General features: G+C 64.3%; 13 protein-coding genes. 4 read left to right on the forward strand and 9 right to left on the reverse strand.

The window, feature by feature from the left end:
- Positions 1–26: 26 nt before the first annotated feature.
- Complete coding sequence (cobM, locus tag QQL24_RS06830) at positions 27–788, forward strand: precorrin-4 C(11)-methyltransferase (RefSeq protein ID WP_284311156.1); 762 nt, start codon at positions 27–29, stop codon at positions 786–788.
- 286 nt (positions 789–1074) lie between these two features.
- Positions 1075–1983 carry a DMT family transporter gene (locus QQL24_RS06835; RefSeq protein WP_284311157.1) on the forward strand — a complete coding sequence of 303 codons (909 nt, stop codon included), beginning with the start codon at positions 1075–1077 and terminating at the stop codon, positions 1981–1983.
- Between the two features lie 91 nt (positions 1984–2074).
- On the opposite strand, the gene QQL24_RS06840 is transcribed toward QQL24_RS06835, so the two are convergent.
- Positions 2075–2962, reverse strand: coding sequence for a DMT family transporter (locus tag QQL24_RS06840; protein ID WP_284311158.1), 888 nt, complete (start codon positions 2960–2962; stop codon positions 2075–2077).
- A 329-nt stretch (positions 2963–3291) separates the two neighbouring features.
- Here QQL24_RS06840 and QQL24_RS06845 point away from each other — a divergent pair, with 329 nt between their 5' ends.
- Both QQL24_RS06845 and QQL24_RS06850 read left to right on the forward strand, forming a co-directional pair.
- Complete coding sequence (locus QQL24_RS06845; protein WP_284311159.1) at positions 3292–4245, forward strand: L-carnitine dehydrogenase; 954 nt, start codon at positions 3292–3294, stop codon at positions 4243–4245.
- Positions 4246–4341: 96 nt separating this feature from the next.
- On the forward strand, positions 4342–4806 hold the full coding sequence (locus QQL24_RS06850) for a thioesterase family protein (protein WP_284311160.1): 465 nt from the start codon (positions 4342–4344) through the stop codon (positions 4804–4806).
- Between the two features lies 1 nt (position 4807).
- Here QQL24_RS06850 and QQL24_RS06855 read toward each other — a convergent pair whose 3' ends face one another.
- The 8 genes from QQL24_RS06855 to QQL24_RS06890 form a co-directional block, all read right to left on the reverse strand.
- Positions 4808–5653, reverse strand: coding sequence for an NAD(P)-dependent oxidoreductase (locus tag QQL24_RS06855; protein WP_284311161.1), 846 nt, complete (start codon positions 5651–5653; stop codon positions 4808–4810).
- Between the two features lie 193 nt (positions 5654–5846).
- Positions 5847–6887, reverse strand: a complete 1041-nt coding sequence (locus QQL24_RS06860) for a heme-dependent oxidative N-demethylase family protein (RefSeq protein WP_284311162.1) — start codon at positions 6885–6887, stop codon at positions 5847–5849.
- Positions 6888–7004: 117 nt separating this feature from the next.
- The gene (locus tag QQL24_RS06865; RefSeq protein ID WP_284311163.1) at positions 7005–7988 is read right to left on the reverse strand and encodes a PDR/VanB family oxidoreductase; all 984 of its coding nucleotides are present in this window, start codon (positions 7986–7988) and stop codon (positions 7005–7007) included.
- On the reverse strand, positions 7985–8590 hold the full coding sequence (locus QQL24_RS06870) for a dimethylamine monooxygenase subunit DmmA family protein (RefSeq protein WP_284311164.1): 606 nt from the start codon (positions 8588–8590) through the stop codon (positions 7985–7987). Before QQL24_RS06870 ends, QQL24_RS06865 begins: the two co-directional genes overlap by 4 nt.
- Before the next feature lie 131 nt (positions 8591–8721).
- Complete coding sequence (locus QQL24_RS06875; RefSeq protein WP_431310651.1) at positions 8722–9849, reverse strand: aminomethyl transferase family protein; 1128 nt, start codon at positions 9847–9849, stop codon at positions 8722–8724.
- Positions 9850–10018: 169 nt separating this feature from the next.
- Entirely contained in the window at positions 10019–12283 is a 2265-nt protein-coding gene (locus tag QQL24_RS06880; RefSeq protein ID WP_284311166.1) for a trimethylamine N-oxide demethylase, read from the reverse strand.
- A 30-nt stretch (positions 12284–12313) separates the two neighbouring features.
- On the reverse strand, positions 12314–12850 hold the full coding sequence (locus tag QQL24_RS06885) for a flavin reductase family protein (protein WP_284311167.1): 537 nt from the start codon (positions 12848–12850) through the stop codon (positions 12314–12316).
- 151 nt (positions 12851–13001) lie between these two features.
- Positions 13002–14414, reverse strand: a complete 1413-nt coding sequence (locus tag QQL24_RS06890) for an acyl-CoA dehydrogenase family protein (protein ID WP_284311168.1) — start codon at positions 14412–14414, stop codon at positions 13002–13004.
- Between the last annotated feature and the right edge of the window lie 58 nt (positions 14415–14472).

Consider the following 14472-nt stretch of genomic DNA (forward strand, 5'->3'; position numbering starts at 1 on the left):
AGCGTGTTGCGCAGCGGAGCTTTTTCATGACCGTGCATTTCATCGGCGCCGGGCCCGGTGCGCCCGACCTCATCACCGTGCGCGGGCGCGATCTGGTAGCGCGCTGCCCTGTCTGCCTCTATGCGGGCTCGCTGGTGCCGCCGGAGATCATCGCGCTGGCGCCCAGGGATGCCCGCATCGTCGACACCGCCCCGCTGACGCTCGATCTCATCATGGTGGAGATCGAGGCGGCGCACGCCAGGGGGCTCGATATCGCGCGCCTGCATTCGGGAGACCTGTCGATCTGGAGCGCGCTGGGCGAGCAGACGCGCCGCCTGCGGGCGCTGGACATTCCCTATACGATCACGCCCGGCGTGCCTTCCTTCGCTGCAGCCGCCGCCGCGCTCGGCAAGGAACTGACGCTGCCGGAGGTCGCGCAATCCGTGGTGCTCACCCGCACCTCCGGCCGCGCCTCGGCCATGCCCGAGGGCGAGAGGCTGGAGGCCTTCGCCGAGACGGGAGCGACGCTGGTGGTGCATCTTTCCATCCACGCGCTCTCCCGCGTTGTGGCGGAAACCATGCCGCACTATGGCGCGGATTGCCCGGCGGCGGTGGTGTTCCGCGCGAGCTGGCCGGATGAGCGCGTGGTGACCGGCACGCTGGGCGATATCGAGGCGAAGATTGCCGCCGCCCCGATGGAGCGCACGGCGCTGATCCTGATCGGGCGCTCACTCGGCGCCGAGGATTTTCGCGAGAGTGCGCTCTACGATCCCGATTATCGCCGCCGCTATCGTGGTTTCGAGGGGTAGGGGCGCTTCGGGTGCACGGGCATCCTGCCCGTTCTTCCTCTCCCCTAGAGCAAAACGCGTTTAGGCGTAAACGCTGCTTTGCACTAACTCCATGTTTCGACGCGTCTTTGCGATTCTTGCCGATTCCGCCAAATCGCAAAACGCTTTAAGCGCGATGGTTCCAAGAACGGGCAAGATGCGCGTGCACCCGGAGGCGACCGCAATCGAACAGGAATGTCGCGTTCAGGCTATTTGATGTCCTGAATCCGGGCATTCTGCTAAAATCCTTCTCTGGTTGCGTCACGCCATGACTTCCCGTCAGACTGCTCTCTATGGCGCCTTCCTGGCGCTGGCCGCTGGAACGGTGTTTTCCTTCGGCAGCCTCACGGTGCGTGTCTCGCCCAGTCTCGATGCCGTGCAATATCTGCTCTGGCGCAGCTTCGGCCTGTTGCCGCTGGTGCTGATCGTCGCCCTGCTCCAGGGCAAGTCACCACTTCGCCAGATGGTTGCCGGCGGCTGGCTCGGCCTCGGCGGTGCCGTCTGCATGACGGTGATGGCCGATCTCTTCATCTTCGCCATGAAGACGACCACCATCGCAAACGCCTTGCTGTTCTCCAGCGCCGCGCCCTTGATCGGCGCCATACTGGCGCGGCTAATCCTGAAGGAGCGCATCCTGATCTTCACCTGGCTCGGCATCGTCATCGGCATCGGTGGCCTGCTGATCATGACCTGGGGCGAGCTCGGCAGCGGCAATGCCATCGGCAATCTCGCGGCCTTCGGCGTCGGCTTTGCCTATGGGCTCTATTCGATCATCGCGCGGGTGGGGCGCGACCGCGACATGTCCGGCGTGGTGATGGGCTGGGCGGTGATCACCATCATCACCTGCAGCCTGTTCATGCTGGCGACCGGTTCGAGCTTCGCCACACCGATGGTGGAGAACCTGGCCGCGATGCTGCATGGCGCGGCTTTCATTGGCGGCGGCATGTATCTGCTCAACACGGCCGCCCGCCATGTCGGCGCCGGGCGCCTGGTGCTGCTGGCGCAGACCGAGACGATCCTCGGGCCCGTCTGGGTCCTGCTCTTCTTCGCCGAGGTGCCGCGGCTGACCACCATCATCGGCGGCGCGGTGCTGCTGGCCGGTGTGCTGCTGTCGGCCTTTGCCCGCAGCGATGCTCCCGAGGACGAGACCGAGGTCGCGGCGCGGGCCTCAGTGTGAAGCCGGGTGTACGGGCATCCTGCCCGTTCTTGAACCGCCACGCTTGATGAGAAGGAAGAACGGGCAGTATGCCCGTGCACCCCGGGCGCTCTCAGCGCCTGGAGACGCGCAGCCCGTCGATGACGTGCCAGACCACCGCGCCGAAGACGATGGTGCCGCCGATGATCGCGGCCTGGCCAGGGTTCTCCGCGAAGATCAGATAGACCCAGAGCGGGGAGAGCACCACGTCGAGCGTGGTGATCAGGCCCGATTCCGCGGCCGGGATCTTGCGGGCGCCGGCGAGGAACATGAAGAAGGCCAGCGGGATCGAGGTGAAGGCGAAGACGGCCAGCACCAGCCAATCGAGCTGCGTGGCATGGCCGGGCGAGGCGAAGGGCAGGCCGATCAGTGCCGTGAACAGGCAGCAGAACAGGTTCACCGGCAGCATTTCGAGCCCCGGCCGTGCCCGCACGATCACCGCCACGGTGGCGAAGGAGAGCGCCATGCCGAGCGCCATGCCGTCGCCGAGCAGATGGCCCGAACCGAAGGAGCCGGAGACCATGACGATGACACCCACCAGCGCGACCAGCGCGGCGACCAGGGTCTTGAGCGGCACGGCTTCGCGCATGATCATCCAGGCCAGGCCCGCCGCCCAGAAGGGCGTGGTGGCATAGATCACCGAGACATTGGCGATGGTGGTGTGGAAGAGCGCGCCGACATAGAACAGCATCGACAGAGAGGCGCAGGCCGCCACCCCCACCCCGAACCAGCCGATCGAGCGGATTGCCTTGAGGCTGTCGCCGCGATGCATGGCGATGAGGCCGACCAGCATATAGACCGCGCCGACCGCCGCCCGCATGCTCACCGTGGTCCATTCGTCGACCGTCAGCAGGCGCGCGAAGATGCCGCTGATGCTCCAGGCCACCGCCGAGGCGGCAACCAGGAAAACGCCGAGACGATGGTTGGATCGGACGGCGGCGGAATCGGCGATGGCGGACATGGGGGAACCTGTGAGTTGCTCCGCACCATCGTGGTTTCCAGTGATTTCTTCAAGGTGGGTTATCTATCTTCATCGACAAGCAAAACTTGATGATCCTGGGAGCGCGGACATCCCGTCCGCTCTTGAAACGTTTCGGCTGAAAAATAGGGCAGCATCGTTTCCGGTTGCGGAACTGCAAAGAGCGGCGCCCTATCCGCCAGCGCAACGTTTCAAGAGCGGACGGGATGTCTGCGCTCCCAGGCTTGTCGCGATCCGCATCACTCATGTCGCGCCATGCAAAGGCGGCGGCGGCTTTGCCCTGTCTATTCGCGTCGACAGGGAGGAACATCATGGCCAGGACATTCGCGATTGTTGGAACGGGCGTCATCGGCGCCGGCTGGGCGGCACGGGCGCTTGCCCATGGCCTGGATGTCGTGGCTTTCGATCCCGCGCCGGGGTCTGAGGCCAAGCTGCGCGCCGCCATCGACAATGCCTGGCCGGCGCTGGAGAAGCAGGGTCTGGCCGAAGGCGCCGACCGCAAGCGCCTGAGCTTCGCCAGGACGATCTCGGATGCCGTCGGCCGCGCCGATTTCATCCAGGAGAATGCGCCCGAGCGCGAGGAACTGAAGCAGAGCCTGCTCGCCGAGATCGACGCCGCCGCCAAGCCCGGCGCCATCATCGGCTCGTCCACCTCGGGCCTGCTGCCGAGCCGCCTGCAGGCCAAGATGGCCAATCCCGGCCGCCTCGTGGTCGGCCATCCCTTCAATCCGGTCTATCTCCTGCCGCTGGTCGAAGTGCTGGGCGGCAAGCAGACCACGCCGGAAACGGTGGAAGCGGCCAAGGAATTCTACACCTCGATCGGCATGCGCGCCCTGCATGTGCGCGTCGAGATCGAGGGCTTCATCGCCGACCGTCTGATGGAGGCGCTCTGGCGCGAGGCGCTCTGGCTGGTGAATGACGGTGTCGCCACCACCGAGGAGATCGATGCCGCGGTGGTCTATGGCTGCGGCCTGCGCTGGTCGCTGATGGGCACCTTCCTCACCTTCCATCTCGCCGGCGGCGAGGGCGGCATGCGCCACATGCTGCACCAGTTCGGCCCGGCCCTGAAGCTGCCCTGGACCAAGCTGGTGGCGCCGGAACTCACCGAAGAGCTGATCGATCGCGTCGCCGATGGCTGCGAGCACCAGGCTGCCGGCCGCCCGATCAAGGAATTGGAACGCCGCCGCGACGATTTCCTCATCGAGGTGATGGCGCTGGCAAAGAAATACTGGCCCGAGGCCGAAGGGCTGGAGGGAAGGATCTGATCCCCGGGTGCGCGGACGTCCCTTCCGCTCTTCCTTCTATCCAGCACGAATCGTTTCCAAGATGCGGACGGGACGTCCGCGCACCCGGGAATTAATATGCATCTCATCGACGAAACTGTCCGCCCGGAATGGATCGACTATAACGGCCACCTCTATGACGGTTACTACGCCGTCATCTTCGCCAAGGCGATCGACGAATTCCTCATCCGGGTCGGCCTCACGCCAGCTATGCGCGAGAGCACGCGCCATACCATCTACACGATGGAGACCCATGTCCGCTTCCTGTGGGAAGTGAAGCTCGGCACGCCCGTGAGCGTGACCTGTCAGGTCCTGGACCTCGACGCCAAGCGCGTGCGGGTGTTCCTGTCGATGCACGACAAGGTCCGCAACATCGCGGTGGCGACCTCCGAGCAATTGCTGATGTCGATCGACCAGGCCGGCGAGGCGCATTCGGCGCCCTGGCTGCCGGAGAGCGCCCGCATCCTGGAGGGGCTGCGGCAGGAGCATGCCGCCCTGCCGGTGCCGAAGGATGCAGGGCGCAGCATCGCCATCAAGCGATAGATCAGTCTTTGAGCCGGAGAAAGTCGTCGATCGCCTGCGTGTTCGCCTGCGGACCCTCATAGTCGTCAGCAATCGTCTCGTAGAAGTCGGCGAGCGCTTGATAGAGCCGCGCGCTGGCCGGGTCGTCGCCGGCGAAGGCCGCGATCTCGCGCATCTCCGCCACCCAGCGATAGGCCTTCGGATACATGTCCGGCAGCGATTTGCCGAAGCGCTGCAGCAATTGCGCCTGGCTGAGGCCGAGTTCCTTGTGAAGCGAGGCGGCGGCTCCTCCCCGCACTGCGGCAAGAATCATGGCGGCAGCGATGCCGGTAAGGCCCTTGGTGATGCCGGCATAGGACATCTTCAGCGCCGAGGCGGTGCCGATGGGGCCTTCCATCACCACCGTCTGCAACCCCACGTCATTGAGAGCGTCGAGCTCGAGCGCCGGTGTGCCGGACATGTAGAAGGTCGGGCCTGCACCCCCGGGAACCGGAGGGCCGCCGATGATCCCGGCATCCGCGAAGGGAGCACCGCTTGCCTCAATGACACCGGCTACCCGGGTAACCGTTTCGACGCTGACCGCATTGCAATCGACGAAAATAGGCTTGCGATGGCTCTGTCTGAGGAGAGGAGCAATGGTTTCGGCAAGCGGAAGCGCCTGCGCCGGCGGAACGATGGAAAATATAATGTCCGCTTCGACGAGCCGTGTCGGCTCGACGCCGATCATGCCCGCGTCGTCAGCTCGCCTTCGCGACTCCACGCTCCTCCCCTCCAGCAGGGTCGTGACGCGAATGCCATGTTCGAGCAGGCGGCGCGCGACGGCGCTTCCCATCGCGCCCGGTGCAATGATGGCGATCTCCCGAAACATGGTCATCCTCTCCGGCTGCGCCCCGCCGAACCGTATGTAGGATGAATCGACCCGTTGTCGATTTTAAGATGGGCGGGGCGGTGGCTGGGAGCGCGGACGTCCCTGCGACACTCGAAGAGTGTCGGACGATCCGCTCTTGAAAACGAATCGTTCTGTGACTGAGGAAGAGCGGACGAGACGTCCGCGCTCCCAGTCAGTCCGGCCACCCTCCCGGGCTCGTCTCCGCGCCGTCGTCATAGCGAGACAGCCACTCCACGGCCATGTCGCGATAGCGCGTCAGGCCCTTGTAGTCGACCAGCTCAGGCGGCAGCGTCTTCAGCACCCGCGGCAGGCGGCGGCCCCATTTGGGTACGGTCACCAATTCCTCCAGCTTGATCAGGTAGCAGCGGATCGGGAAGACGATGGCGTTGGAGCGCGGCAGGCGGAAGAAGCTCTGCAACTCCACGCGCAGATGCAGCTTGTTGCCGATATTCTCGGGGGTCAGCGTGGCGCGGTCGGTGCCCCATTTGTGATAGTTCTCGGGCGAGGTGTCGAGGCGGGGATTGACCGTCATCGTCCAGTTGAGGCGGCGCACCGGCGAGCCCTGGCGCAGGTTCAGCATGAATTTCAGCGCCCGTTCGAACACGCCGAGCTGATGGGCGAGCGGCACCGGGCCATGCCATTCCATGAAGTTCATGCCGATGTCGAAATCGAGCGACCAGTCGGCCTGGGTGGTGACGATGCCGGCATCCATCCACAGATTGCCGTCGCGCTGGTCGAGCAGGCAGAAATCGCCTTGGGATTGCCTGGTGATGTATTCCATCGGCCCGTAGGGCAGTGTCGAGACATCGCCGAAGGTGAACTTATCGTCGATGCCGAGCGGCCGGTTGATCCAGTGCCATTTGTCGCCGTCGCGCGTCAGCGAGAAATGCTCGGGATAGGAGGTCGACTTGCACTCCATCAGGAGTTCCAGGAGGTCCCAGCCCGCCAGCGTCATGTGCGGCAGCGACTGGCAGCGCAGCGGGTCTTCCTTCAGCACCAGTGCGCGGTCGGCCATCTCGGAGACGTAATGCTCGTCGACATCGATGGGATGCTCATAGACCGAGCCCTTCGGTCCGGACACATGCGGCTCGATATTGACCGCATACATGTAGCTGTCCTTGTCGAAGGGAAAAGGAAAACGCCGGATCGCCGCCGGGCTGTTGCGGAAGGTGAAATCGTCGCGGAAGGTTTCGTGGCGGAATTCGATACCCATTTTGGCGTTCCTTGTGAGAGGTTCCTGGGATCGCAGGCTTCCAGCCTGCATCTTGAACCGCTTGCGTTGCAAAGAGCAGGCTGGAAGCCTGCGGTCCCAGGGAAGGCGGTCCCAGGATTACAAATCCAGCACCAGTTCCCGGCCCTCGAAGCGCGAGACGCAGGGCATGACCTTGGTGCCTGAGGCCTTGTCGGCCTCGGAGAGGTAGTGGTCGTTGTGCAGCAGCCTGCCGTCGCAGGCGATGACGCGTGTTTCGCACTGGCCACAGGCCCCGCCCCGGCAGAGATAGGGCGCATCGACGCCGGCGGACTCGATGGCCTCCAGCATGCTCTGATGCGTGCCGACCAGGATGTGCTTGCCGGACTGGGCGAGGGTGATTTCGTAGGGCGACCCGGTAGCCGGCGCCAGGAACTGCTCATTATGTAGGTTCTGCTCCGGCCAGCCCTGGTTGCGCGCGGTGGAGAGCACCCAGTTGATCATGCCGCCGGGACCGCAGACATAGAGATGCGTGCCGAGGGGCTGGCGCGACAACAACTGGCTCAGCGGGATCGCCTCGCCCTGGTTGTCTCGATAGATGTGGATGCGCTTGCCATGGCGCTCGGCCAGGTGCTCGAGATAGGCGCCATGCTCGTCCGAGCGTACGGCGTAATGCAGCTCGAAGGGCCGGTCCTCGTCCGAGAGCTGCGCCATCATCGCCATGAAGGGCGTGATGCCGATGCCGCCGGCGAACAGGAGATGCTTCTTCGCCCTCTGGTCCGGCGGGAACAGATTGACGGGGTGGCTGATCTTCAGGACATCGCCCGGCTTCACCTTGCCATGCATGAAGAGCGAGCCGCCGCGCCCGTTCTCGTCACGCCGCACGCTGATCGTGTAGCAGGTCTTGTCGCCCGGCGTGCTCATCAGCGAATAGGGATTGCGCCGCAGCGTGGGGCCATCCTCCATCTCCACCACGACATGGGCGCCGCCGGAGAAATTCGGCAAGGCGGAGCCATCGACAGGGGTGAAATGGAAGCGCTTGATCTCGGAGGTGACGTCGTGGATCTCGGTGACGCGCACTGCGATCTTCGGGGTCTTGTCGCTCCGATTCTTGGTTTCATTCATGGGAAGGCCTCCTCGGTCGCCGGGACGACGCCGGGTTCTTCCGCATCGATGCACACCCCCTGAAAGGCAGCGATACGGCGGGAATAATGGTCGCGCACCAGCAAGGTCAGTCCGCAATGGGCGCATTTGACCGGCTGCGTCCTGACATTCTCGGTGATGCCCTTGCAGTGCACGCATTGCACACGCCGCTCCTCGGAGCCGCGATGCTCGGTCTGCATCGAGAGGTGGTCGACGCCGGCCTCGATCGCCACCTTCATGGCCTGGCCGATCAGGCCTTCGGTGCCGGCGAGATAGATCTGCGTGCCCATATGGGCGGTCGCCAGCGTCTGGGCGAGGCGGGGCAGGGCGGCGGCGAGGGAGGGGCCCAGGTAGAACATGTCGGGGCCGAGCGCCTTCAGCGCCTCGCCGTAATTCTTCGGCGCCGCACCAGCCGGAATGTAGATGATGTGCGCCTTGTCGAGGAACGGCACGGTGGCCGTCTTGGCCGCATCGAGAATGGCCTGCGCCCCCTCGGCATCCGCCACGAACAGATGCAACGTGGGGCCGGGGCGGATGGCGAGCTTGCCGTAGACAGGGCGGCTTTTTATGCCAGATACGAGCATTGTTCGTTCAGTCCTGCAGATCTATCGGCTCCACAAAGCAAGGAGCGGGCCAGATGCATTGCGGAGGAGCGGACCAACGTTTGACTGTCAAAGTCGCGTTGGCCCTCACGGCATAAAGCGCCGTTTGCTCCTCACGCAGCCGTGCGCTTCTTCTTCTCCGGATCGTCGAAGGTGATGGTGTGGGCGATCGCGGAACACCGCACGTTCTTGCCCTTCACCTCGAGCTTGGTGCCCTGCTTGGCCACCCCGACATCCATGCGGGCGATGGCCATCGAGCGCTTGGTGGCGCGCGAATACATGCCGCAGGTGACCAGGCCTACCTTCTTGCCGCCGGCCCAGAGTTCGTCGCCGGCATCCAGGATCTTGTCGGTGTCGGCCAGGACGCCGAATATCTTGAAGCGCTCCTTGCCCTTCAGGCGATAATGCTCCTCGGCGCCGCGGAAGCCGGTCTTGCCGGGCGAGACGGTGAAGGTGAGGCCGAGCTCCCAGAGCGTGTCGCCGGGGCCTTCATTCTCGAAGGGATACATCTGCGAATTGTCATAGGGATAGAACAGCAGGTAGCTCTCCACCCGCAGCCAGTCGAGCGCGGTGAAGGAAGCGGGCACGATGCCCATGCGCTTGCCTTCCTTCAGGATGGTGTCCCAGATCTCGACGGCATCCTCGGCCTTGCAGAAGATCTCGTAGCCGCGCTCGCCGGTATAGCCGGTGCGCGAGATCATCACCGGCTTGCCGAACAGGGTGGTCTGCATGTGGTGGAAATATTTGAGGTCCTTGATCCCGGGCACGTGCTTGGAGAGGTATTTCACCGCCAGCGGACCCTGCAGCGAGAGGTCCTGCAGATCGTCGTCGAAGATCACCGCGACATTCTTGCCGGCTGCATCGCGGGCCATGTCCTCGAAGCCCGTACCCGAGCCATAGACCGTCATCCAGGAGTTGGGGCCGGTGCGATAGAGGATGCAGTCGTCGGTGAACTTGCCGGCATCGTTGAGCACGCAGGCATAGGCGGACTTGCCGGGATAGATCTTGCGCACGTCGCGCGTGGTGAGGCGCTGCAGCACCTGGTGCGAATGCGGGCCGACCAGATGCGCCTTGCGCAGGCCCGAGACGTCCATCAGCGCCGCCTTGGTGCGGATCGCCTCATGCTCATCGGCCAGGTCGGACTTGGTATAAGTCCATGCCGTCTCCATGCCGTTCCAGTCTTCCAGCGTGGAGCCGAGAGCCTTGTGGCGCGCAGCGAGCGGCGAACGCCGCCAGGACATGACACTCATCGATGGTTCCTTCTTTATAGGTGTTTTGTCATCCCGGACGCATTGCAGCACGAAGTGATGCGATGCAGATCCGGGACCGTTGGTTGAAAGTGCTCTACTCGTCTTGCGGTCCAGGATCTGCGTCGTGGCGCTAGGCGCCACTCCTTGTCCGGGATGACGTTCACATCTTCACCCTCGTCTTGTCCGGATCGTAATGGGCAAAGCGCACCACCTTGGCTTTGAGGCGCTTCTGGTGGCCGTCGAGCTTGCCGACCTCGATTTCCGTGCCGATGGCGCTGGAACCGACGTCGACTCTCGCGAGCGCAATCGTCTTGTCGAGAATGGGTGAGCGCATGCCGGAGGTGACGACGCCGATGCGGGCGCGGCCGGCATAGACATGGTCGCCGTGATGGGCGCTCTCGCGGCCCTCGATCTCCAGGCCGACGAGCTTGCGCTGCGGCTCGGCCTTGCGTTTCACCAGCGCCTCGCGGCCGACGAAATCGCCCTTCTTGGAGACGAGCGGCACGGTAAAGCCGATACCGGCCTCAAAGGGGTCGATCTCATCCATGAATTCATAGCCGGCAAAAATAAGGCCGGCTTCGATGCGCAGCATGTCGAGGGCTTCCAGGCCCATCGGCACCACCCCGAGCGGCTTGCCGGTGGCGAAGACAGCGTCCCACAGCGTCGCGCCGTCGCGCGGATGGCAGAAGATCTCGTAGCCGAGCTCCCCCGTATAGCCCGTGCGCGACACCACAAGTGCCGGCCCCTGCGCATCGCCGAGACGGCCCACGGTGGAGCGGAACACGCCGATTTCCGTCACCGCGGGCTGGGTCGGCGCGGTCCAGACGATCTTGCTCAGGAGATCGCGGCTCTTCGGCCCCTGCACCGCAATGTTGTGGAGCTGGTCGGTGGAGGAGCGCACCCAGGCCTTGAAGCACTTCTCGACAGCAAGCTGGCGCAGATGCGCGCCGACATAGGGATCGCCGCAGATCAGGCGGAACTGCTGCGGCCCGAGGCGGAAGACGGTGCCGTCGTCGAGCATGCCGCCATGCGGATAGCAGATCGCGGTGTAGACCACCTGGCCGACCGCGAGCTTGGTGACATCGCGCGTCACTGCATAGTCGAGCAAAGCCTCGGCGTCGGGGCCCAGCACCTCGAACTTGCGCAGGGCGGAGAGGTCGATGACGGCGACCTTTTCACGGCAGGCCCAGTATTCGGCGACAGCCCCATCGGCCAGGAAGGAATTGGCGAACCAGTAGCCCTTGTATTCCACCATACGGCGCGAGAGGGGCGCCACGCGCGAATGGAAGGCCGTTTCCTTGGTGAAAACGGGGGGTGAATCGGGTGTCATGCGGGTCGCAATCGCCTTGGGGAAGTCATGCTCCGCGCCATAGACGCGGACCTGGATGTCGGTGGGGTTCCAGCCATTGGCCGGATCGATGTCGTCGGCGCAGGAGGAGGCCGCACAGGTGAGATCTGCGAGCGCGCGCAGCAGCACATAGTCGCCAGGGCGCGACCAGGGCTCGTCGGCGCCGATGGTGCCGTCGTGATTGACCTGCGTGTTGAAGAAGAAATTGATCGCCGGCCAGCCCGGGCGCGAGGGGATGCCGACGGGAGCCAGCACCTTGTTGAAGTTCTCCGAGCAGGAATCATGGCCGGGATAACCCTGGTCATCATAATACTTCATGGTGCAGGCGAGGCCGAAAGTATCGTGCCGCCCGCAGGTGTCCTGCACCACCTCGACGGTTGCCCGCATGCGCTGGTCGTAGAATTTCGAGAACAGGCCAGGGCCGGGATAGGCGCGGCCCATGATGGTGCGGGTGGCCGTGGCGTCGAGCCCGCATTCGATGCCTTGGCCGAGGAGCTCGGTATCGAAGGCGAGGAAGTCGGAGCACTGGCGGCCGTCGATATCCATGATCTGGATATATTGGCCGGCCTTGACTTCGAAACGTTCTGCCGTGGCCGCCTTGATGCGGAAATCCTGCAGCGGTTCGGCCAGAGGCGGAACCGGCTGGCTCGCGGGCGGCGCCTGCTCGCTTCTGGCGATCTCCAGAGCGAAATCCGTGGCGGGGGCGACGGCATCGGCGGTGGAGGGTGTAGAGGGCACAATGAGCACGCAGGTCATCTCGTCCTCCGCCGCGAGGGCGAGGGCTTCGCCGGCCTCGGCCTGCGGTCCCGACACCAGGATGCCGCTGGCGCTGGCGAGATCGCGGCCGGCAAGACGGTGGTGTGTGGCGCCGGCATTCTCATTGGCCGCGATCAGCCCCGCCAGAGCGTCGCGTGGAGCGGCCGGATGCGAGGCGGGCAGGGCGTCCTTCGGCCCGAAAGCATAGAGCAGGGCATTCTGGCCGCCCTCGAGATCGAACACCCGCAGGCGGTCTCCCTTGCCAAGCGCAAACACCTGGCTCGACCCTCCGGTGACACGAAGCATTTCGGCTTCAGGCATGATGTGCTCCCAAGCTTGGCCCCCACGCCATTAGCCGATCTCCTCGCCCAAAGCGCGGTAGCGGCCGCCGAAAAAGAGCAGGGGCTCGCCTTCGACATTGTGTTCCATGTCCACCACCCGCCCGACGATGATGCGGTGGTCGCCGCCTTCATATTGGGCGTGATGCAGGCAGTCGAAGGCGGCCATGGTGTTGGGCAGGATGGGTGCACCGAAGCGGCCGGGCGTGTAATCGACGCCTTCCCACTTGTTGCCGCCCAATTTGTTGTTCCCTTGTCGGGAGAAGCGCACCGACAGAGCGCGCTGGTCCTTGCGCAGCACGTTCACGCAAAAGCCGGGCGCTTCCAGGAAGGCGGACAGGCTGCGCGCCGTATTGGCGATGGAGAACAGCACCAGCGGTGGATCGAGCGACACGGAGCTGAAGGAATTGGCGGTGATGCCGATCAGGCCGGCCTCGGGATGGCTGGCCGTCACCACCGTCACGCCAGTGGCAAACAGGCCAAGGGCCCCCCGGAACCGCAAGGGGTCGAGCACCTGCTTCACCGATCCTGCCGCGCTCCCCTGGGCCATGCTTCCTCGCACCCGCAAGCCGTTTCCGGTCCCATGGACCGGAGACAACCCCGCTTTCCTGTTTCCACGCATCCTCTTAGCCGAAAAGCCGGTCGGCTTTCCTCGAAAATGCTTGCCTGCAAGCGGGATATGAGCTGCCGTATCCACGATTTTACGCCGTTTTCCGCGCGGCGGGTGGATTGGCTTCGGCAAGAATCCGCTCGGCCAGCGCGCGCTTGGCCTCGGCGTCCATCTTCTTGATCTCATTGGAAAGAACACGCTCGTTGATCGCGGTGTTCCAGTAGTCCAGCGATTCGAAGCCGAGCAGCGAGGCCTTGCCGACGAACTGGCGCAACACCTCATTGGTCGGGCCCATCACCCAGCCGGCCTTGGCGTCGCGCAGATAGCGCTCGATCTGCAATTCGGGCTTGTAGCCGGTGCCGCCGCAGGCATGCAGCATCTTGTCGGAGACATGGGCGACATTCTTGGCGGCGGCGAATTTGAGCTGCCAGAGCCAGTGCAGGAGGCCGGCGCGCGGCAGATAGGTCACATCGTCCTTGTGAAGGGACCAGTCATTGTTGCCGGTGGCGTCATCCAGCGCCCTGGCGATCGTGAAATCCATCGAGCGCACCACATTGGTGTCGATGATGGCCTCGCCCACATAATCCTGGATGGTGGGATAGTCGGCCACCCGCATGCCGACATCCTTGTGCGTCTTCTTGGTGGTGTGCGCCTTGGCGATGTCGATCATGCCCATGGCGATGCCGTTCCAGCAGGCCGAGGAGCAGAGCAGGAAGAAGGGATCGACCACCTCGTCATTGGAACGGGCGCCATCGCCGACCGGGCCGACGAGACGGTTCTTCGGCACCACCTTGTTAATTTCGAGCGGGCCGGACTGGTTGCCGCGCAGGCCGAGGCCGTTCCAACTCGCCGGATCGTAGCTCGCCTCGTCCCCCAGGATCAGGAAGCAGGAGAGGTCGGCATAATTGCCATTGAAATTGGGCGAGGTCGTCTGGACGATATACCAGTCGGCAAAGCCGCCGGAGGTGGTCCAGGAGGCCTTCTTCTTGACGTGCCAGCCTTCCTTGGTTTCCTCGGCTCCGGAGGAGATCGGGTACCAGAAATGCGAGCCGGTCTCCGGGTCGGAATAGGAGAGGGTGCCGATCAGGCAATCCTTGTCGAGGCGCTTGAGGATGTCCTTGAGGGCGGCGTTGTCGTGATGGCGCAGCAAGGCGGCGGCGACAGCGCCTGTATGCATGGTGTAGCACATCGCCGTGGAGGCGCAGCCATAGCGGGCGATGGTCTCCACCACCATGGCGGCGCAGACATGGTTCTCGCCCAGGCCCCCGAGTTCCCGGGGCACGATCAGGCCGAGGAAGCCGTGCTTGGCCAGGGCCTGGAAATTCTTGCGGGGATAAACGCGGTTGCGATCGCTTTCGATGGCGTTGACGCGCAGTTCGGTGTGGCAGAGTTCGATGAGCGTGGCTTGCAGGGCCTTCTGGCGTTCGGTGAGGACCCATTGCGGGTCCCACTCGAAGCCGAGGCCCCAGAACGGTTCCCCGCCCCACATCTTGCCTGCCGCCATTCTCGGTATCCCTGGTCTGGTCCCGGACTGTTATCGACACGCCCGGTGATCGGCGAAG

Origin of the sequence: Labrys miyagiensis, from assembly GCF_030160835.1 — a bacterium.
Taxonomy (GTDB): Bacteria; Pseudomonadota; Alphaproteobacteria; order Rhizobiales; family Labraceae; genus Labrys; species Labrys miyagiensis.